This window comes from Nesterenkonia sandarakina (assembly GCF_014138825.1).
Lineage (GTDB): Bacteria > Actinomycetota > Actinomycetes > Actinomycetales > Micrococcaceae > Nesterenkonia > Nesterenkonia sandarakina.
The window spans coordinates 1,565,061-1,585,708 of the sequence record NZ_JACJIH010000001.1; the positions used below are offsets into that span (position 1 = coordinate 1,565,061).

Sequence of the window (20,648 nt, forward strand, 5' to 3'; positions counted from 1 at the left end):
TGCGGACGATCTCCTGGGTCTCCGAATCGCGATACGAGGACAGCAACCCAGTCCAGGAAGCCGCCGCAGCTCCCATCTGCTCAGCAGCTGCATAGCTCTCTGAGGCCCACGAGGACGCAGTCGCAGCCAGGGTGGACCATCTCCCATGAATCTCCATTGGCCACTTCACGGCCACCCCCGCAGCCTGCCCCTGGTCAAACATCACGCAAGAGTCCGAGTAAAGCCAGCCACGGCGTCGGCTTGTTCCGCCGAGGCCAGTGAGGTTTTGTGCATCAAGGCATCACCATCGGTGATCGCAGCGCAGGCCTGCGCCACTGCTTCGGCACACCCGGACGCGTATTCACCGCCTCGAACCCCGGTCTCACTGCGCTGCGCCCACAACCGGGTCACCGCATCGGCCACCGCCTGAGCCGAGCCACACGATGCCGCGATGCTGTGGCCTTCATTGGAGGCTGCAGCTCCACGAGATCGCGCAGCATCGGCAGCAGCTCTAACCTGGGCCAACGTCGTCGTAACCGCACTGGGAATGATGTCGTACTCCGCGCCCACCCAGGGCACCTCCTTCTATCGAGTCGCTCTCTTGCAATTCGGCCGTTGTTGCCGGTGGCAGAGTGGTTCAGGGACGGTGTTGAAGTCCCCAGCGGACTCTTCTCAGACACCGGTTGGCGGATCAACGCGATGAAAACTCAAGCTTCATTTAATTGGCCCCGTCACAGGAATTGCAACTGACGACACTGCACATCAGCACCACGTTGCTCACGGTCTTGAAATCTTCTATGAACTTTCTTACCAGAGACCCTGGGAACCCACAAGGAATCCTGGGGTTATCCGTTTTCCCGGCACTCATGGTCGGAGAGGCGACAGACTCAGGGCGAGAGCCGACCCGAACCAGCTGATCCCGTCACCGAGCAGGCCTGCGCCGCGGCCGAATGCTGACGCAATGGTCCTCTTGCGCACCTGGGAGCGGGACTGGAGACCGAACCCGCCCGGGTCAGACCGAAGTTCGGGGCCGTCTGGGCAAGCAAAAGGCCCCTGACCTGGTGTTACCAGATCAGGGGCCTCATCTCGTTGCGGGGGCAAGATTTGAACTTGCGACCTCCGGGTTATGAGCCCGGCGAGCTACCGAACTGCTCCACCCCGCGTTGCGACTTGTTTAGTCTACGCACACATATCCTGAGGGCAAAATCGAGATGAACCCTCTGGAGCGTGATCTCCGACACCCGCCTCCCCGCCCGAACCACGAGGGTCCGAGCGGGGAGATTCTGCGGGTTTCAGATCAGCTCCCGAGGATCACTCCTCGAGGTCAGCCTCGGCCTGCAGGGCATCGTCGATGGCCTGCTGCAGCTGCTCCTGCGCCTCACCGTAGGCGGCGAAGTCGCCCTCGGCGAGTGCCTCCTCGGAGTCCTGGAGCGCAGTGCCTGCGCGATCCAGGGCGTCGTTCAGACGCTCCTGCGCGGGACCGGAAGGAGCGACGGGCCCCTCGGTCTCCTCGGCGTCGGCCTCATCCTCGGTGGTGGCCTCCTCCTCAGCGGGCGCCTCGTCCTCGGTGGGGGCGGGGTCCTCTGCAGGCTCCTCCCCCTCAGGCACGTCGAGCTCGGAGTCCACGGCATCGCCGGTGACTCCAGCGCCGTCGGCCACGGCGGCTCCGGAGTCGCCGCCGAAGACCTGGTCCAGGGCCTCGTCGAGGGTGTCAGCGAAGCCGACCTCCTCGCCGTAGGCCACCAGCACCTTGCGCAGCGCCGGGTAGGCGGCCGCGGTGCCGGTGGACTGCACGTAGACCGGCTGGACGTAGAGGATGCCGTCACCGGCAGGCAGGGTGATCATGTTGCCGTTGATCACCTCGGAGGCGCCCTGACGCAGCAGGTTCAGCTCCTGGGAGATCTGCGAGTTGGAGTCGAAGTTCGCCTGGGTCTGGCCGGGGCCAGGAACCGCGGTGTCACGCGGAAGCTCCAGCAGCCGCAGCTGGCCGTAGTCCTCCGCCTTCACTCCGTCCTCACCGGTGCCGGCGTCACCGGCAGCGGCGAGGAAGCCGTAGAGCACGTTGCGCTGCTGCGCGCCTTCGGCGATCTGCGGGATGAACGTTCCGGTCAGGGAGAAGGCAGGCTCCTCCTGGTCGGGCATCTGCAGCGTCATGTAGTACGGCGGCTGCGCCATGGCGCCCTCGTCGTCGGCGGTCGGATCCGCAGGGACCGACCAGGCGTCGTTGTTCTCGTAGAACGTGCCGGGATCGGTCACGTGGTAGCGACCCAGCAGCTCGCGCTGGACCCGGAACATGTCCTCGGGGTAGCGCACGTGGTCCATCAGCTCAGCTGACATCTCCTCGTAGGGCTGCAGAGCATCCGGGAACACCTGCTGCCAGGCACGCAGGATCGGATCCTCGGTGTCCCAGGCGTAGAGCTCCACCGAACCGTCATAGGCGTCAACAGTGGCCTTCACCGAGTTGCGGATGTAGTTGACCTGACCGGCGAGCGTGGGTGCTCCCTGGGTCAGCGCATCCGTGGTGGCCTGCTCCAGCTGCTGCTGATCGGAGTAAGGGAAATCATTGGAGGTGGTGTAACCCTCCACGATCCACTTGACCCGTCCATCGACGATCGCCGGATAGACGTTCTGGTCCACATCGAGGAACGGTGCGACTTCCTGCACCCGCTCCCGCGGCTCCCGGTCGTAGAGGATCTGGGACTCTTCGTTCATGTCCCCGGAGAGCAGGATCTCTGGAGACTGGAACTGGATGGCGTAGACCAGCCGGTTGAACAGGCCGCCGACGGCGGGGCCGCCGTCGCCTTCGAAGGTGTAGACGGTCTCGGCCTCGGAGTCAGCCGCCGCAGGGCGGTCGAGCTCCAACGGATCGGCACCCTCGGGTGCCCCGACGATCGAGTACTCCGGTGAGTTCTGCCCGAAGTAGATGCGCGGCTCGTAGTCCTCATCGGATGCCAGCTCGCCGCGGGTGGGGATGCCCTGCAGCGTGAAGCTGGGGCGCCCCTCGGGGGTGACCGTGTTCGCGTTGGCCGCGACCAGTCCATAGCCGTGGGTGTAGATCAGGTGCCGGTTGACCCAGGAGGCGTCGGTGGGCACGTTCAGCTCACGGGCTGCGATCACCGTGTCGCGGCGTTCGCCGTCGATCTCGTAGCGGTCGAAGCTCAGCGTGTCTGGGAAGGAGTAGTACTGGCGGAACTGCTGGAACTGGCCGAATGCGGCCGAGACCAGGTTCGGGTCCAGCAGACGGATGTTCTCGGTGTTGGCCGCGTCCTCTGCGAGGGCACCCGGGGTGGCCGAGGCATCCGCGTCGTAGTTCTCCTGCTGGATCTCATGCAGGCCGTAGGCGTAGCGGGTGAGCTCCATGTTTCGCTCGATGTAGGGCGTCTCCAGGGTCCGCTCCGAGGGCTGCACCTGGTATTCCTGGACCAGGAACGGGTAGAGCCCGCCGCCGATGATCGCGGTGATCAGCAGCATCGCCGAACCGATGATGGAGAAGCGCCAGCGTCCGGTCACTGCCGTGACGATGAAGACCGCGGCCACCAGCACCGCGGCGACGGCGAGGATCGCCTGGGCAGGGATGACCGCGTTGACGTCGGTGTAAAGCGCTCCGGCCCAGGTACCGCTCTGGTTCTGCAAGGTCGCGTAGCGATCCAGCCACCAGTTCACGCCCTGCAGCAGCAGGAACAGCGCGCCGGTCACGGCGATGTGCCAGCGCGCGGCCTTCTCGACCACGAACTTGCCGCTGGCCTCGATGCGGATCCCGCCGAAGAGGTAATGGGTGAGGATCCCGGCGATGCCGGCGACCAGCACGGCCGAGATCAGGAAGCCGTTGACGAACCCGAGGAAGGGCAGGGTGAAGACGAAGAACCCGAAGTCCATGCCGAACTCGGGGTCGGTCATCCCGAAGGGCTGCTGGTTGATGAACAGCAGCACGTTCTCCCAGCTGCCCTGGGCTGCGGTGCCGGCGAAGAGGCCCATCAGCGCGGGCAGACCGATCATGAACAGGCGGCGCATCGAGTTCAGCGTGCGCTGGTAGCGGATCACCGACTCGTTCATCTGGTTCTGCATCACCTGGGGGCGGTGCCGGAAGGCCAGGAACAGGCTCAGCCAGACCAGGCCGGCCATCAGCAGGAACGCGACCACGAAGATCACGCCGCGGGCGATCCGCTCAGTCCAGAAGACGTCCTGGTATCCCAGCTGGTTGAACCATAGGATCTCGGCGTAGAAGCCAGAAGATGCCACGAAAATGCCGATCAGCGCGGCGATGATGATGATCGTCAGCACCAGTGCTGACGGCCGCCGCGGTCCGGAGCTCCTGGCTGGCTGGCCGGAACCAGACCCGCCGGAGCTGTCGCCGTCGTTCCCGCCCGATCCGGAGCCGAACAGGCCTCCGCCGAACGGGTTCGCGGACCCGAATCCCTGAGAGAAACTCACGGATAAACCCTCGTCTCTATATTTGTGCTCGGATACATCAATGTTGCTGGTGGGTCAGTGTGCTGACCCCGCTGGACCGGCGGGCCGGTTCAGCTTCCGCAGGGCTCGAGCCCTGCGAGGAAGTCTTCGTCTGTGTCGCGGACCGCCTCGACGATCGCGCGAGCCTCGGATACGTCGGCGACCGCGTAGGTGGAGATCCCGTCGGGCACCCGCCCGTCGAGCTCGGGACAGTTCGCGGCCGGGACCAGGAAGTTCCCGATCCCCTGGGAGTGCGCCCCGACGACCTTCTGGGCGATTCCGCCGATCGGCCCGACGGTGCCGTCGGGATCCACGGTGCCGGTGCCGGCCCAGTCTTCGCCTCCGGTCATGGACTCCTCGGTCATGGAATCCACGAGGCCCAGAGAGAACATCAGTCCCGCGCTGGGACCGCCGACGCCGTCGAGCTCGATGTCGACGTCCACCGGGAACGCGAACTCGTTCTCGAGCATGATTCCCACGTAGTAGTCGCCATCGGCCTCTTGGTAGGTGGGGACCTCGTAGTCGAGCTCCTCACCATCACGAAGCACAGTCAATGCTACCGGCTGACCTGCGGCGGTGTTGACTGCGTCACGCAGTCCCTCGAGCCCGGTGATGGAGCTTCCGGCCGCCGCGGTGACCCGGTCACCGGGCTGCAGCTGGTCATCGGTGCCCACCTCGACGGCTTCAGCGGTGAAGTCGACGACGGAGAGCTCTTGTTCGTAGTCGATGCCGAGTTCGTTCAGCGCTGCTGCCACGGCGAGGTCCTGCGAACTGGTCATCGCGGCGGTGTTCTGCTGCTGGACCTGTTCCGCGGTGGTGCCGGAGGGGTAGATCAGCTCATGCGGCTGCATGTCGGCGCCCGGGTTGAACCAGCCCAGGGCGGCGTCGGGGACCCGCACCGTGGAGGTGGGCGCCCCGCTGACGAACACCGTGGTCAGGTTCAGTGAGCCTTCGGTGGGATAGGTCTGTTCCCCGCTGACAGAGATCACGGCCTGGTCCTCGATCTCACCGATGGTGTTGAACATCGGACCCGGGCTCTCCACCAGGTAGGGGCTGGGCAGCAGCAGGCTGACCAGCCCGATCATGAGCGCAGACGTGCCCGCCACCGCCTGCAGGCTTCTCCGCAGGCTCGGCCGTCTGGGTTTCTGGGTGCGCTCAGTCATGATGATCGTCACTCATCATCTCATCTGGGACCAGCCGCACAGGAAGATGACGTCAGGCCCCCGGGGACTTGCCGTCATACCCGCCGTCAAGCAGCTTCTGCAGCTCCTCGTCGATCTTGGCGGTCTCCTCCTGACGCTCTGCGCGGCGCTGCTGGAATCCGGTGGGATCGTCGAGGTCCTGCTCGTCCGGCTGGACGTCGGGGTGGCCCCAGACGTCGTCGCGCCCGGACATCCCTTCGGTCTCGCGCAGGTGCGCCCACAGTGCGGCGGCGTCGCGCAGCCGGCGCGGCCGCAGCTCCAGTCCGACCAGCGCCGCGAAGGTGTCCTCGGCGGGACCTCCGGAGGCGCGGCGGCGGTTCATGGTCTCGCGCAGCCGGGACATCGACTCCAGATGCTCGGCGGCCTGGGTGACGACGTCGTCCACCCATCCCTCGACCAGGGCCAGGGTGGTCTCGATGCGTTTGAGCGCGGCCTCCTGCATGGGGGTCCGCTCCTCCGGGAAGAGGCCCTCGCCGAGGATGGAGTTCATCGCCTCAGGGTTGCTGGGGTCCATCTGGCTGGCGGCCTCTTCGATCCGCCCCATGTCGATGTGGATGCCGGCGGCGTACTGGCCGACCGCGTTGAAGAGGTCCTGCTCCAGCCAGGGCGCGTTGATGAACAGACGCATCCGGGCGGCCTCGCGCAGCGCCAGGTAGAGCAGCACCTCGCGCTTGTCCACGCTAAGGCCCTTGCCGAACTCGCTCACGTTCTTGGGCAGCAGGGCGGTGGTGTGACCGGCCAGCGGGAGCCCGGTGTCCGAGGAGGAGACGACCTCCTTGGCGAGCGCACCCACGGCCTGGCCCAGCTGCATGCCGAAGGCCATCCCGCCCATGGACTCGATCATGCCGGTGATCTGCTGCGCCCCGGCGCCGCCCATCATGGACTCCAGCTCCGGGGGAAGGCCCGATCCGGACTCTCCGAGCTGATCCTTCATAGCGCTGCCCAGCGCCTTGGAGACCGATTCGGCCACCGGTTCGGTGAGCCGCTTCCAGGACTCGAAGGTCTCCTCGACCCACTGGGCGCGGGACCAGGCCTGACCGATCTGCCCGGCGCTCTCAAAGCTGGTGGCCCCATCGAGCCACATATCAGCCAGGCGCAGGGCGTCGTCGATCTCCTTGCGCTCGGCTGCGGAGACGCTGGGATCATCCCCGGCGGCGGCCTGGCGTGCTGCCTGGCGAGCCATGGACCAGTTCACCGGGCCCTTGTCCTCCTCGGAGGGGTTCTGCATGGCCGAGAACATGGACTGCACCTGCCCCATGATCTGCTGCATCATCTGCGGGTTCATATCCGCCATGCCGGGGATCTGCGAAGGGTCGAAGCCGGGAGGGAAGCCGGGGAACCCGCCCTGGTCGCCAGTGCCTGCCGCGCCGCCTGCGCCGGGGGTGCCGGTGAAGCCGATGCTGGGGCCGCGCTTGGCGGCGTCGTCGGCTTCGGCGTCCTCGCCGGGGGTCTGACCGGGCATCTGCCCGCCGAAGAGCTGTTTGAAGAACTCCTCCATGGGGTCACGTGGGTCTTCCCCGTTGCCCTGGTCGTTGTTGCCGGAGTTGTTCTGGCTCATCGGACGCTCCCTGTGGTGATCCTGGTTCGGCCTGAGAGATTCCAGCGTATCCACGCTGGCTCGGTGCTGTCTGTATGGGCGCGGTCAGTTCGCCACCGGATGAAGTCTTCGGTCCTGCATTGACGATGACCGGCGGAGCTTTCCTGCGACTCGGGCGGTCTCTGCAGGGTCTAGCCGGTGGCGTGCAGCCGGCAGTCACATTCCGGGTGTGGCTGCACCGGGTGCAGATCCAGCTGTCCGGTCTGCGTGGAGACGGTGATCACCCGGGTGGCGGTCTGCGGTGTGAACTCAGCATCGATCGCGAGCTGGATCTCTCGGGTGATCAGGCTCGCGAGGACCACGGCGCACTGTGGCGCACCCGAGGTCGAAGACTTCTCCAGGGGCGGTGCTCCCAGGGACGCAGGTGTCGGGGTGGGGTTGCGGGGTGGCGCGGATGAGGTTGCGAGGGCGGTCTGCACCGCCTCCCAGTAGGGGTCCTCCGCGCGGCCGTGCAGCAGCAGGCACCGGGGACACGGTCCGTGTGCGCGGCTGAGCAGCGGCCCGATCCGCCACTGGCCGCGCTCCTGCACCACGGGAAGCACCAGCTGGGCGGTGGCCGCGGCGTCGAGCAGGCGACTCGGGGCGACGGCGCGGCGCGCGAAGATCACGTGGACATCCACCGGTTCCTGCGGCCGGGATGCGGCGGGAGGTGAGACGGAAGCGGGAGTGGCGGCGGCCGGGGCGGGAGCCGGGGAGCAGAGCAGGATCACGGCCTCGGGGTCCTGGCGCAGGCAGAGTCGGCGCACCGCGCTGGCCCGGGAGTGCCCCACCGCAGCGGCGGAGTACCCGGACGATACGTCGTGGCGATCCACCGGGTGCTCATCGCGCAGCAGCAGCGCGCCCAGCTTCAGCAGGGTCAGCTGCTCGGCGAGCAGGGCAGCGGGGCGGGGCAGTCCATCGATGAGCACAGCAGCGAGTCCACGGCGGGCGCGCACCCGGACCGCAGGGCCGTCTCCCGGTGGGACGGGGGCGCGAGGGGCGATTGTGCTGGGAAGCTGGGCGGCGCCGTCGTTCTCAACCGCCTCCTCGGAGGGTCTGCTCGGGCGCTCCTGGAGTCGCCTGAGCGTCTGCTGGGCGGGTCCGATGATCCTCACGGCACGGTCCTCGGCGCCGAGCTGGACCGTGCGCTGATCCAGCACCAAGATGTCTTCCCATTCCGCGAGCGCGGCCCAAACGTCCATGTCCCTATAGTGCCAAGCCTGGGCAGCCCCGGCTGGGTTTTCCACAGTCTCGGCCCGGGCTAGGCTCCTTCTCATGGCGTCGCGGCAGCTTCAACAACAGATCACGGTGGATGGGCACGAGGTGCTGGTCGTCCGATCGGCCCGCCGCACCCGAACGATCACCGCGGATCAGGTGGCCGGGACTCTGCGGCTGCGGGTCCCGGTGCGGCTGAGCCAGCGTGAGGTCGAGGACCACGCCCGGGCGTTCCAGAAGAAGCTCGCCCGGCGCGCGGCCCGGCGGCCTCGCAGCGACGAAGAGCTGCTGGAGAGAGCGCGCGCCCTCTCGACGCGCTACTTCGACGGGGTACCGCAGCCCGAGGCGGTGAGCTGGTCGACCCAGCAGCATCAGCGCTGGGGCTCCACGACCTCGACCACCGGGACCATTCGACTCTCTTCGCGGCTGCGCGAGATGCCCGCCTGGGTCCAGGATTCGGTGCTGGTCCACGAGCTGGCGCACCTGATCGAACCCGGTCATGGGCCGCGCTTCAAGGAACTGGTGGCGAAGTACCCGCGCACCGGGGAGGCAGACGCGTTCCTCGCCGGGGTCAGCTGGGCCGATCGCAACGCCGGCTGAGCCCTCCCTTCCTCCCTCTCTCCCGTTTTACCGGGGCGTGCGTGAAAGACCGGGGCGACGGTTCAGCGGGTAGACCTCGCAATGCCGGGTAGAACTGGGAACTGTAGAGCTGGGGACTGTAGAACTGGGGACTTTTGGGGCAATGCCCAGGCAACCGGCCCTGAACTAGACTGACCGCTCGTTGCCCGGTTCCGACCACGAAGTCCCTCCTCAGATCGAGCGGGCAGATGGGAAGCAGATGCCCCAGCAGATCGTCACCGACCAGGAGCCGCGGCCACCGCAGGAGCGTCGAGCCGGGGTGGTGGTGCGCCTGCTCCGGGTGATCGAGCGGGTCGGGAATCTGCTGCCGCATCCGTTCTGGCTCTTCGTCATCCTCTCCGTGGTGGTGGTCGTCTTCTCGGCGATCCTGGAGGCCTCAGGCCTGGGAGCCGAGAACCCCGCGGACGGCGAGTACATCGCGGTGCAGAGCCTGCTGAACCCCGAGGGCTTCCAACGGATGCTCACGGACGCAGTGGAGAACTTCGTGACGTTCCCCCCGCTGGGCCTGATCATCACGGTGATGCTCGGCGTCGCCGTCGCCGAAGGCTCCGGGCTGATCGGGGCCGCCATCCGGGTGATCGTCTCCCGGGTCTCCCGCAAATGGCTGACCTTCACGGTCGCGCTGACCGGGGTCACCGGATCCGTCGCCTCCGACGCGATCTACGTCATCCTGATCCCACTCGCCGCGGCGGCCTTCAAGGCCAGCGGCCGCTCCGCGGTCCTGGGCGCCGTGGTCGCCTTCGGGGCCGCCTCGGCCGGGTACAACGCCTCACTGCTGATCACCGCCAGCGATCCGCTGCTCGCCGGGATCTCCACCTCCGCCGCGCAGCTGGTCGAGGAGGACTACGTGGTCTCCCCGGTGGCGAACTACTTCTTCTCCGCCGCCTCCGCCGTGGTGCTCGCACTGGTGGTCACGTTGGTCACCGAGCTGCTGCTGGTGAAGATGACCGAGCGGATGCGCCATGAGGAGGACGCCTCCGGCGGCGCGGCGACGGCGGTGCTCTCCGCTGGACGCGAGAGTGCGCAGGACCGCGCCGAAGACGGCGCCATCACCGACGACGCCGAGCTGCTGAGCTACAGCCGCCGTGAGGTCTCCGCCCTGAAGGCCTCGCTCCTCGCCCTGGCGGTCTTCCTCGTCGTCTACTTCACGCTGCTGTTCCTCCCGGCGTCACCCTTCCGCGGAGAGGGCTCCGACGTCCTGGAGTCTGCCCTGCTGACCGACGTGGCCGTGCCGATCGCGCTGGCGTTCCTGGTCGTGGGCATCACCTACGGCATCAAGGCCGGCACGATCACCCGCCCCGGTGACATCCCCGAGTTGATGGCACGCTCGATCAAGGAGCTCTCGGGGGTCATCGTGCTCTTCTTCGCCGCCGCGCAGTTCATCGCCTACTTCGGCTGGTCGAACATGGGCACCGTGCTGGCCATCGAGGGCGCCCAGGTGCTCGAGCAGCTGGACCTGCCCGCCGGGGTGCTCTTCGCCGGGGTGGTGCTGCTGGTGGCCACCTTCAACTTCGCGATCACCTCCGGCTCCGCGCAGTACACCCTGATGGCCCCGGTGCTGGTGCCGATGCTGATGCTCGTGGGCACGTCCCCGGAGGTGACCCAGATGCTCTTCCGGATCGGGGACTCCCCCACGAACATCATCTCCCCGATGAGCCCGTACTTCGCGCTGGTGCTGGGATACCTGCAGCGCTACTACCCGAAGGCCGGGGTGGGCACGCTGATCTCACTGACACTGCCGGTGGCGCTCGCACTGCTGGTCTCCTGGTTCCTGTTCTTCATGCTGTGGTGGGCGATCGGGATTCCGCTGGGCCCCGGGGTCCCGGTCCGCTGATCGACCCACCTGTACACCTGCTCACCTCGAAGAAGGAGACCCATCATTCCTGAGAACCTGACACGCGCCGACACGCCCGCCCCGAGCGCAGCTGAGCTGCGCACCGTGGAGCAGTTCATCACCGAGCACCTCGACGACGTGCTGGAGGACCTGCGGCGGATCGTGCACTGCGAGACGCCGAGTCAGGACAAGACCCTGCTCGACGCCGGCCTCGCCGAGATCCGCGCGCTGGCCTGCGAGCGGCTGGGAGAGCCCGCGCATGAGGCGAGGACCCCCGGCGGTGCGTTCGGTGATGTGCTGGAGCTGCGGTGGCCGGGATCCTCGGTGGAGTCTGAGCAGCCGGTGACCTCCGTGTGCCATTACGACACGGTCTGGCCGGCGGGCACGCTCAGCGTCTGGCCGATGAGCATCGAGGGCGACCGGCTGACCGGGCCCGGGGTGCTGGACATGAAGTTCGGGATCGTGCAGACCCTCTGGGCGGTCCGCGCCCTGCGCTCCGCCGGGATCCCGCACGCGCCGCTGCGGCTGCTGCTGACCGGGGATGAGGAGATCGGCTCGGTGGCCGGGCGTCCGGTCATCGAGGCCGCCGCCGCGGACTCCCGGGTGACCCTGGTCCCGGAGCCCAGCGCGTCCGGTCAGCCGAAGGACCGCCGGAAGGGCATGGTCTTCGCCGACGTCACGGTCCACGGTGTGGAGGCCCACGCCGGGCTGGAGCCGGAGAACGGTGCCAGCGCGGTGCACGCACTCGCCGTGCTGGTCCCGCAGATCGTCGCCCTGGCCGCCCCCGAGCGGGGCACCACGGTCAACGTCGGGACCCTGCAGGGCGGGACCGGCCGCAATGTGGTCGCAGGTCAGGCGCAGTGCCTGGTCGATGTGCGGGTCACCGAGACCGCCGAGCAGGAGCGGGTGGCCGATGCGCTGCGCGCGCTGAGCCTTCCAGAGCCCTACCGCTCCGATGAGCGGCTGCGTCTGGAGCTGGACGTGGACGCAAACCGTCCGCCGATGAATCCCACCCCCGCCTCGGACGCTGCGATGGCGCAGCTGCAGCAGGTTGCTGCCGCGCTGGGGCGTGAGCTGGCACCGCGGATGGTCGGCGGCGCCTCGGACGCGAACTTCATCTCTGCGCTGGGACTGCCGGTGCTGGACGGGCTCGGCGCCGTCGGCGAAGGTCCCCACGCCTGGCACGAGCACATCCTGATCTCCGGGATCGCTCCGCAGACAGCGCTGCTGGCGGGCATGCTCACCGAATAGCCCGTGCCCTTTCGCGTTTTACCGGGCACTCCGTGATTTACCGAGACCACCGTCCCGCCGGTATTTCGCGGAAGGCCCGGTAAAACGCGAGATGGCGGAAGCGGGAGACGGGAAGCGGGACCGCGCGGGTCAGGCCTCTTTGAGGATCTCGCGGAGCCGGTCGCCGTGCTTCTCGAGCTTGCGCTCCCCGATGCCGGGGACCTTCAGCAGCGCCTCGTCGGAGGTGGGTCGGCGCTCGGCGATGACCTCCAAGGTCGCGTCGGTGAAGATCACGAAGGCGGGCACCTCGAGCTCTTTGGCGTACTCGCTTCGCCAGGTGCGCAGCTTCTCGAAGAGCGCCTCGTCGTAGCGGGCGGGGCAGCTCTCGCAGCGGCGCCGCTTGACCTCGGTGCCGTTGGTGAGCACCTTCCCGCAGGTGGAACAGGTGGAGGCCTTCTTCTTCCGCCCCGAGGCATTCGGGCTCAGCCCTGCCTCGGGGATGATCTTCCGGCCGGGTTCCTCAAGCCCCATCTCCTTACGCAGCGGGCGCAGGAACCGTGAGGGGGTGCGTCGGCCGCGGCCCCCGGTGTGCCGGGAGGCCGCGGAGGAGAGGAACAGATGCTTCCGGGCGCGCGTGATCCCGACGTAGAAGAGTCGGCGCTCCTCGTCCACCTCCTTCTGGGTCTTGGCGAAGGTGATCGGCATCAGGCCTTCGGAGAGCCCGGCGAGGAACACCGCCTCCCATTCCAGGCCCTTGGCGGAGTGCAGCGAGGCCAGCGTGACCCCCTCCACGGTCGGGGCATGCTGCGCGGCGGAGCGTTCCTCCAACTCCGCGATGAAGCTGCGCATCGTGAAGTCTTCGCGTTCGGTGGAGAGCTGGTCCGCGAGTGCGACCAGCGCAGCCATGGACTCCCAGCGTTCCCGGACCGCGCCGGTGGCCTCGGGAGCCTTCGCGGAGTAGCCGTGGGAGGAGAGGATGTCGCGCACGCTCTTGGTCACGGCGCCCCCGGCGTCGTCGACCAGCGAGGAGGTGCGCAGCGCCGCGAGCGCCTCGCGGACCTCGCGGCGGGAGAAGAACCGTTCGGAGCCGCGCAGCTGGTACGAGATCCCGGCGGTGGCCAGGCTCTGCTCGAAGGCCTGGGACTGTCCGTTGGTCCGATAGAGGATGGCCACCTCTGAGAGCGGCACACCCTGTTCCTGCAGCGTCTTGATCTCGGAGGCGATCCAGCCGGCCTCGGTGTCGTCGTCGGCGTGCTGGATCAGCTTCGGGACCGGGCCGCGCTCGCGCTGGGAGATCAGCTGCAGCGGCTCGGGCCAGGGCGCCGGGTCGCTGAGCTTCACGGACTCCCGGGTGCGGTCGGCGAGCAACGAGTTCGCCAGCTTCACCACCTCGGGGGTGGAGCGGTAGTCCCGCACCAGTTTGACCAGGTTCGCCTCGGGGTGGCGGCGCTTGAAGCCCAGCAGGTAGTTCGGGGTGGCTCCGGTGAAGGAGTAGATGGTCTGCGCGGCGTCGCCGACCACGCAGATCTCCTCCCGCCCGCCGAGCCAGAGGTCCAGCATCCGCTGCTGCAGCGGGGAGACGTCCTGGTACTCGTCGACCACGAAATGCCGGTACTGCTGGCGCACCTGGGCGGCCACCCGCTCGTCGTCCTCCAGGATGCCCACATTGAGCAGCAGCACGTCCTCGAAGTCGATCAGATGCTTGTCCAGCTTCACGTCCTCGTAGGACTGATACAGCTTCGCGAAGGTGCGGTGGTCCACTCCCCCGGGCGCGGGCCGGCCGGCGCCTTCGGCGGTGGCGACCTCCAGGTAGGACTCCGGGGTCAGCGTGGAGACTTTCGCCCATTCGATCTCACTGGCGAGGTCGCGCAGCGCGGCACGGTCGGTGGTCACGTGCAGGCGGCGCGCGGCCTCGGCGAGCAGCCGGACCTTGTGGTCGAGGATCTGCGGCATGGTCCCGCCGATCGCCACCGGCCAGAAGTACTGCAGCTGGCGCAGCGCAGCGGCGTGGAAGGTGCGGGCCTGGACGCCGGGGGCGCCCAGCGAGCTGAGCCGGGAGCGCATCTCCGCGGCGGCCCGGGCGGTGAAGGTCACCGCCAGCAGCCGGTGCGGGTCATAGACCCCGGCGCGCACCCCGTAGGCGATCCGATGCGTGATGGCGCGGGTCTTGCCGGTCCCGGCCCCGGCGAGGATGCACAGCGGGCCGGTCAGCGTGGAGGCGGCCAGGCGCTGTTCCTCGTCGAGCCCGTCGAGGATCGCCTCGGGCGGGGCCGCAGCCAGCTGGGTGGCGGAGAGGGCGTGACCGGTGGAGGCGCTGGAGCTGAAGGCGGGCTGGCTCATCGCGGCTGCTGACCTCGGGGGTGTTGACCTTGCGGGCCGGGCCGGCCGTTCGCACCGTTGACGGCGGTCCGCGGCTTCGCATCGAAGGCGGCATGGATCTGCCCGCCGTGCCAGCGTTCGATCAGCGCCCGGGAGATGGAGGGCCGGGTGGGCAGGCTCACCTCACCGGCCTGGGCGGCCTCGGCGAGCTCGGCGCGGGTGAACCAGCGCACGTCGCGGATCTCGTCCCCATCGGGCCGGGCCGCGGTGGGATCCCGGGTGACCGCGAAGTGTCCGAGCATCAGTGAGCGCGGGAACGGCCAGGACTGGGAGCCCATGTAGCGGATATCGGAGACGACGACGCCGGCCTCCTCCTCGATCTCACGGGCCAGCGCGGCCTCCACCGACTCTCCGGCCTCGACGAACCCGGCGAAGGTGGAGTAGCGGTGGGTCTCCCACCGGTTGGCCGAGCCCAGCAGGATCCGGTCCTCGGGGTCCAGCACGGCGGTGATCACGGCAGGGTCGGTGCGCGGGAAGGTCTGCGCCCCGCAGTTCGGGCAGGTGCGTCGCCAGCCGGAGACCTCCACTTCTGTGGCGGTCCCGCAGGAGGCGCAGAACGGGGTGCGGGCATGCCAGGCGGTGATCGCGAGCGCCTGGGTGAGCAGCGCGGCGTCGAGCGGGGTCAGCTGGGACCCGGCGAAGGCCAGGTCCGCCCAGGTGGTGCCGGTGGTCCCCGCGGCGGCGGTCTCGTCGGCGGGCTTGGGGTGGGCCACGGTGACCACATGCACCGGGGCGGCCGCGCCGGGTTCATCGCCGACGTCCGCGTCGGGCAGCTCGGCAGGGTCCACCGCGCCCAGAGCGACGGCCCCCTCGGGCAGCGGACCGGTGGCCGGCTCATAGTCCAACCGGTTCCCGTTGAGCCGGGCGCGGCGACCGAAGAGCCGCAGCACCCGGGTGCCGGGGGCGGACCAGACCTCGTCGAGCCACTCGGGGCGCTTGCGCTGGGCGTCGAGCCGGTCGATCCGGGCCCCGTCCTGGGGCAGGACGAGCAGACCCTCACCAGGGTCCCGGGAGTGCATATGCATACCCTCCACCGTACCGGGCGCGGGACTGCTGGGAGCACCCGAGGCGTGGATGTGGACAGTGAGCATCCCCGCATCCGCAGCGCCCGCGGGAAGGCAATCCGCCGGATTTCGTCAATTCAGCGTGCCCCGGCGCCAGGTAGCGGCTCTGACCCCATACGCTGGTCCTCGTGCGATGGACATCGATGGAACTTGCGGCCCTGGCGACCGCGGCAGTGCCGGGGCTTTCCCCTACCGGCGTGGCTGCGGCCGCTGACGACGCCCGCGACTTCACCTCCGCCGTCGTCATCGACTCCGAAGGTCACCGCTGGCGGATCCGCTCCCCTCAGCATCAGGAGGCGGCGATGCGCCTGGAGACCGAGCTGCAGGTGCTGCGCGGCTTCTCCACCGGCATCCGCGCCGAACTGCCGTTCCGGGTTCCCTCCGTCGCCGGCGCCGTGCGCCGCGGGGAGATGCGCACCTTCGTCTATAACCACCTGCCCGGCACCTCCTTCGAGCTCAGCGAGCTGGCCCAGCAGTCCCCCACCGTCATCGAGGACATCGGGCGCACCATCGCCGCGATCCACGACCTGGATGAGGCCGTGGTGGACAACGCCGACCTGCCCCGATACTCCGCCGAGCGGTACCGCCAGCGTCGGCTCAACGAGCTGGACCAGGCTGCGACCACCGGCGAGATCCCCGCGCTGCTGCTGCGCCGCTGGGAACACGCCATGGAGGACCGCGAGCTATGGCGCTTCACCCCGGCCGTCACCCACGGGGATCTGCACGAGGATTCGCTGCTGATCGAAGGTGAGCGCGTCATGGCGGTCACCGGCTGGACCGATCTGCACAGCGGGGACCCGGCGGATGACTTCGCCTGGCTCACCGCCGCCGGAGATGTGGAGTTCACCGAGAAGGTGCTCGCCGCGTACCGACGTCACCGCACCGGTGAGGTCGATGAGCATCTGATGCGCCGCGCCGCGCTGACCGCGGAGTTCGCTCTGGCCCAGTGGCTGGTGCGCGGGCACGCCAGCGAGAACCCGGAGATGATCGCCGAGGCGAAGAGTCTCCTGGAGCAGCTGAAGGTGGACATCGAGACTTACGGCGGGCAGCCGATCGCGCTGACCCCGCTGGAGGGTGAGGAGCCTGCTGCAGCGGCCGAGGTCCAGGATTCGCGTCCCGTGGCTCGGGCCGGCGCTGCGGCGACCGTGGCCGACACCGGTGAGTGGGCGGAGTCCGGTGAGGACGACGACGAGCCCGCCGTGATCACCGATGCCGGTGCCGAGCAGACCGGCCAGGACCGCGGTCACCACCCCGACCACGACTCCGACAGTGACCATGTCCACCACCAGGGCGCCAGCGAGGATGACGGTGCCACGGGCAAGGTCCCCGCGTTCGCGGCGCGTCCGCTGCCCGGAGATGAGCCCACCGGTTCGATCCCGGTGGTCAGCGATCAGCGGGTCGCCCATCAGCCGCCCACCGATCAGCCGGTCGCCGATCAGGCTGCCGCCTACGAGCCCCTTCCCGAGCGGATCTTCGAGGAGGAAGACGAGGGCGACCTGCCGATTCACCCCGACGCCGCCTCTGAGCGTCGAGCGAAGGAGAAGCACTTCTTCCCCGGCGTCGGCTCGGCCAGCTCAGCCGCCTCCACGGGCTCTGCCTCCTCGGCCCAGTCGGCCCGTTCGGCACAGTCCGCACAGTCGGCGGCCTCGGCACAGTCTGTGGCCCCGGCGCAGTCCCAGGCCGCAACCGATTCTGCTGACCCGGCACAGTCGGCGGCGCCGGTCGCTGATGACTACCCGCAGTCCGACGAAGCGTCAGCATCTCCCGGCTCGCCCGAGTCACCGGACTCGCCTGGATCGCCGGACTCGCCAGCATCTGCCGATTCGGCCTCCTCCCCGGAGACCGATGAGCACGGCGACGAGTCGATCTACCAGCGGCACCCGGGCCTGCGCCCACCGACTGGCTGAATCTCCTGGCAGCGTCTCCTCACCGCCGAGGACCCGCGTGCCCAGGATGCTTGCACACGGGTGCCTCGACGGTGAGGCGCTGCGCCATGGTCGGGAATGATCCCCGCCGCGGCGCAGTTGTCGGGTGAGTGTCTCCCCCGGCGTCCGGGTTTGGCAGGCTTCATGCGCGCTGTGACAGGTGCGCTCTCCCCTTGACCGGCTGCAGCACAGGATGACGATATGACCACGGCGGAACAGACCCCAGCGAACGCACCTGCGACGGGCGCGACCCCGGCCAAGCCGAAGTACACCCGCAGACAGGTGGCGCTGGCCATCGTCGCGCTGTCCATCGGTGGCTTCGCAGTCGGGGTCACCGAGTTCGCGATCATGGGACTCCAGCTGGAGGCGGTGGCCGATCTCGGCATCACCATCCCGCAGGCTGGCATGCTGATCAGCGCCTATGCCATCGGTGTGGTGGTGGGCGCGCCGATCCTCTCCATCCTGGGCGCCAAGCGGGAGCGGAAGTCCTATGCCCTGCTGCTGCTGGGCGTCTTCGTCTTCGGGCACGTGCTGAGCTTCTTCGCCCCGAATTACGAGACCATGCTGCTGGCTCGGTTCCTCTCCGGACTCCCCCACGGCGCGTATTTCGCCGTGGCGGCGCTGATGGCGGCAGAGATGGCCGGACCCGCCAAGCGCAGCCGGGCGATCGCCGTCGTCCTGGGTGGTCTGGCGATCTCCAACGTGCTCGGTGTGCCGCTGGTGACCGCGCTGGGTCAGGCGTTCGGGTGGCGCTGGATGTTCATCTCGGTGATCCTGCTGGCGCTGATCACGATGGCCGCGGTGGCCCGCTACGCCCCGCGGCAGATGCCCCCGGCCAAGGCCACGATGCGGTCGGAGATCAAGGGCCTGAAGAACAAGCGGCTCTGGGTGGGCATCATGCTCGCCGTGGTCGGCTTCTCCGGCATGTTCGCGCTGTACTCCTATATCGCCCCGGTCAGCACCGAGATCACCGGCTTCAGCGAAAGCTCGCTGCCCTGGGTGGTCGGGCTCTTCGGCGCCGGCATGGTGGTCGGCAACTTCGTCGGCGGCTGGGCGGCGGACAAGTCCGTGCTGGGCACCGTGGTGATCGCCATGACACTGGTGGCGGTGTTCATGGTGCTCTTCGCCTCCACGGCGCACATCCCGGCGCTGATGCTGATCTTCCTCTTCCTGGTCGGGGTCTCGGCCAGTGCGCTGGGCCCGTCAATGCAGACCCACCTGATCGACACCGCACCGGATGCACCCCAGCTGGCAGCCTCATTGCACCATTCCGCGTTCAACGCCGCCAACGCTCTGGGAGCCCTGGTGGGTGGCCAGGTGATCGCCGCAGAGATGGGTCTGCGCGCCCCGAGCTATGTCGGGGCCGGCGCCGCCGTGCTGGGCGTGATGGTCGCGCTCTACGCGATCCACCTGACCCGGAAGATGAAGACTCCGCGGACTGCGATCTGACCGCTTCACGCTGCCGCGGTGCGCTGAGCCAGGTGAGTAGGCTGAGTCCATGAGCTCCCCCAGCACCTTCTCCACCACCGCCGACGTCGCCGAGGACAGTTTCGCCGGAGCGCTGCGGCTGGCCACGGCCGAGGACTGGGACGCCTCGGTGAACCATCGGTTCGTTGACGAGCTGTTTGACGGGACGCTCAGCGATGAGGTGCTGGCTCGCTATCTGGTGCAGGACTACCAGTTTTTCGACGCCTTTGTGGCCATGCTGGGCGCCTGCGTGGCCACCACCGATTCCAAGCCGGCGCGGCTGCGCTTCGCTGCGCAGCTCGGGATGCTCGCCGCTGATGAGGATGGATACTTTCAGCAGAGCTTCGCCGAGCTGGGCGTGCCCGATTCGGATGTCGTCAGTCCGGATCTTGCCGCGCCCACGGAGGAGTTCATCGTCCAGATGTGGGAGGTAGCACGGTCCCGGGACTACGCGGACCTTCTGGTGGTGCTGGTGATCGCGGAGTGGCTATACCTGGACTGGGGCCAGCGCGATCTGCCCCTGCCTGAGGCGTCGAAGCACCGGGGCTGGATCGACCTGCACCGCGGTGAGGACTTCCGGGCGTGGACCCAGTTCCTGATCGATGAGCTGAACCGAGTGGCCCCACCGCTGGCGTCCGACGACGGCGCGCGGTTATCAGCACGGTGGAAGCGGGTCGTGGCGATCGAGCGGGCGTTCTTTGATGCGGCGTACTCGAATACGAACTTGCCGGACTAGCCAGCCGACTGAAACTCTTCGAATCGAGCTGCGAGGTGCTCCCGATTCGGCGAGAACCTGTGGTTCTCGGGGACCACTCGCAACATCTCTCGGTGACGCCTCTGGAATCCGTGCTCCAGGACAGGGCCGCCTACCTCTTGCAGGATGTCCTCACGAATGTGAATTCGATGGTCACCGTCAACGCCCATGATGTTTGCGTCGTAGGCGGCGTGATGGATTTTACAAAGCGCCAGCCCATTGCTGATCTCTGGCAAGCCACCTCGGGAGTCAGCAAGTATGTGAGCGGCATCCAATAATTGTGTCTGCCCCAGAGAGCACACGGAGCATCTGGATGTGTATGCGAACATCACATTCGATCTGAAGTCACGCTGGTGCAATCTGCGCCTGACCACTTGTCCGCGATACTCAACTTCGATTTCTCCCATCGGAGGGACAGAACCGATATCGGAACGACCGTGTGCTCCGAGTGTGTCTGTGAGATCTAAGAAAGCGACTCGGCGGTCTTCGCTGATCCCCACGACATGGACGGGGAAGTACGCGTCGTAGACAGACTTCCTTACGGCGCGGAAGTAGATAATCGGCAGTCCCTGGACATGTGCGCGTCGTAGGCCGTCGTTTTGATGCTGCTTCTTTGGAGCGTCCGTGAATGCGTACTCGACCAACCCACTTTTCGTCACTCGATCGACGTAGGGGTTGTGGCGGCTAGTCGCGACTCCGGAGGTTACTGACAGCGTTGCCATCAAGGCGGCGGGCTTCCAAATACCCTCTTGGTTCAGCAATCTGTGCGGTGCTTCCGGGGAGTGACCTTGAAACTCCTCAATCTCCTGTCTTGTCAGTGAACGGCTTCCGTGTGCTGTCTTCCCAGCCAGCCAGGCGAAGGCGAGTTCTCGGAATGCAAGATCATGTGCGAGGCCCAAGGTGACCATGTGACTTTTCCATCCGCTCAACAACTA

Annotated in this window: 14 protein-coding genes and 1 tRNA gene; 6 read left to right on the forward strand and 9 right to left on the reverse strand. The window is 67.8% G+C overall.

Annotated elements, in window-relative coordinates; all coding sequences use genetic code 11:
- Positions 1 to 201 precede the first annotated feature (201 nt).
- From HNR24_RS07100 to HNR24_RS07125, 6 genes are all read right to left on the reverse strand, one after another.
- On the reverse strand, positions 202 to 549 hold the full coding sequence (locus tag HNR24_RS07100) for a hypothetical protein (protein WP_182495421.1): 348 nt from the start codon (positions 547 to 549) through the stop codon (positions 202 to 204).
- 519 nt (positions 550 to 1,068) lie between these two features.
- Positions 1,069 to 1,142, reverse strand: a tRNA-Met gene (locus tag HNR24_RS07105).
- Between the two features lie 148 nt (positions 1,143 to 1,290).
- Positions 1,291 to 4,410, reverse strand: a complete 3,120-nt coding sequence (locus tag HNR24_RS07110; protein ID WP_182495422.1) for a UPF0182 family membrane protein — start codon at positions 4,408 to 4,410, stop codon at positions 1,291 to 1,293.
- Positions 4,411 to 4,499: 89 nt separating this feature from the next.
- Positions 4,500 to 5,591: a YlbL family protein gene (locus tag HNR24_RS07115; RefSeq protein WP_182495423.1), complete on the reverse strand. Its 1,092-nt coding sequence runs from the start codon at positions 5,589 to 5,591 to the stop codon at positions 4,500 to 4,502.
- Positions 5,592 to 5,643: 52 nt separating this feature from the next.
- Positions 5,644 to 7,188, reverse strand: coding sequence for a zinc-dependent metalloprotease (locus tag HNR24_RS07120; RefSeq protein ID WP_058888415.1), 1,545 nt, complete (start codon positions 7,186 to 7,188; stop codon positions 5,644 to 5,646).
- Positions 7,189 to 7,358: 170 nt separating this feature from the next.
- A complete protein-coding gene (locus HNR24_RS07125) occupies positions 7,359 to 8,408 on the reverse strand; it encodes a hypothetical protein (protein ID WP_058888414.1) in 1,050 nt (349 codons plus the stop codon).
- A 73-nt stretch (positions 8,409 to 8,481) separates the two neighbouring features.
- Between HNR24_RS07125 and HNR24_RS07130 the strand changes: the two genes are divergently transcribed.
- From HNR24_RS07130 to HNR24_RS07140, 3 genes are all read left to right on the forward strand, one after another.
- Positions 8,482 to 9,021 (forward strand): M48 family metallopeptidase, encoded by a 540-nt coding sequence (locus HNR24_RS07130; RefSeq protein WP_083504771.1) that lies wholly within the window; start codon positions 8,482 to 8,484, stop codon positions 9,019 to 9,021.
- Between the two features lie 238 nt (positions 9,022 to 9,259).
- The gene (locus tag HNR24_RS07135) at positions 9,260 to 10,894 is read left to right on the forward strand and encodes an AbgT family transporter (protein ID WP_083504770.1); all 1,635 of its coding nucleotides are present in this window, start codon (positions 9,260 to 9,262) and stop codon (positions 10,892 to 10,894) included.
- A 105-nt stretch (positions 10,895 to 10,999) separates the two neighbouring features.
- Positions 11,000 to 12,145, forward strand: coding sequence for a M20 family metallopeptidase (locus HNR24_RS07140; protein WP_310735401.1), 1,146 nt, complete (start codon positions 11,000 to 11,002; stop codon positions 12,143 to 12,145).
- Positions 12,146 to 12,274: 129 nt separating this feature from the next.
- Here the strand turns inward: HNR24_RS07140 and HNR24_RS07145 are convergent, their stop codons facing one another.
- Both HNR24_RS07145 and nudC read right to left on the reverse strand, forming a co-directional pair.
- Complete coding sequence (locus HNR24_RS07145; RefSeq protein WP_182495424.1) at positions 12,275 to 14,464, reverse strand: ATP-dependent DNA helicase UvrD2; 2,190 nt, start codon at positions 14,462 to 14,464, stop codon at positions 12,275 to 12,277.
- Complete coding sequence (gene nudC / locus HNR24_RS07150; RefSeq protein ID WP_182495425.1) at positions 14,461 to 15,528, reverse strand: NAD(+) diphosphatase; 1,068 nt, start codon at positions 15,526 to 15,528, stop codon at positions 14,461 to 14,463. The genes HNR24_RS07145 and nudC overlap by 4 nt, the downstream gene beginning before the upstream one ends.
- Before the next feature lie 167 nt (positions 15,529 to 15,695).
- On the opposite strand from nudC, the gene HNR24_RS13800 reads away from it, so the two are divergent.
- The 3 genes from HNR24_RS13800 to HNR24_RS07165 all read left to right on the forward strand — a co-directional run bounded on the left by HNR24_RS13800 (position 15,696) and on the right by HNR24_RS07165 (position 19,695).
- Positions 15,696 to 17,474 carry a phosphotransferase gene (locus HNR24_RS13800; RefSeq protein ID WP_310735402.1) on the forward strand — a complete coding sequence of 593 codons (1,779 nt, stop codon included), beginning with the start codon at positions 15,696 to 15,698 and terminating at the stop codon, positions 17,472 to 17,474.
- A gap of 219 nt (positions 17,475 to 17,693) precedes the next feature.
- Positions 17,694 to 18,941 carry an MFS transporter gene (locus HNR24_RS07160; RefSeq protein ID WP_182495426.1) on the forward strand — a complete coding sequence of 416 codons (1,248 nt, stop codon included), beginning with the start codon at positions 17,694 to 17,696 and terminating at the stop codon, positions 18,939 to 18,941.
- Between the two features lie 49 nt (positions 18,942 to 18,990).
- Complete coding sequence (locus HNR24_RS07165) at positions 18,991 to 19,695, forward strand: TenA family protein (protein WP_182495427.1); 705 nt, start codon at positions 18,991 to 18,993, stop codon at positions 19,693 to 19,695.
- On the opposite strand, the gene HNR24_RS14370 is transcribed toward HNR24_RS07165, so the two are convergent.
- Positions 19,692 to 20,621 carry an HNH endonuclease gene (locus HNR24_RS14370; RefSeq protein ID WP_375139268.1) on the reverse strand — a complete coding sequence of 310 codons (930 nt, stop codon included), beginning with the start codon at positions 20,619 to 20,621 and terminating at the stop codon, positions 19,692 to 19,694. The genes HNR24_RS07165 and HNR24_RS14370 overlap by 4 nt on opposite strands.
- Between the last annotated feature and the right edge of the window lie 27 nt (positions 20,622 to 20,648).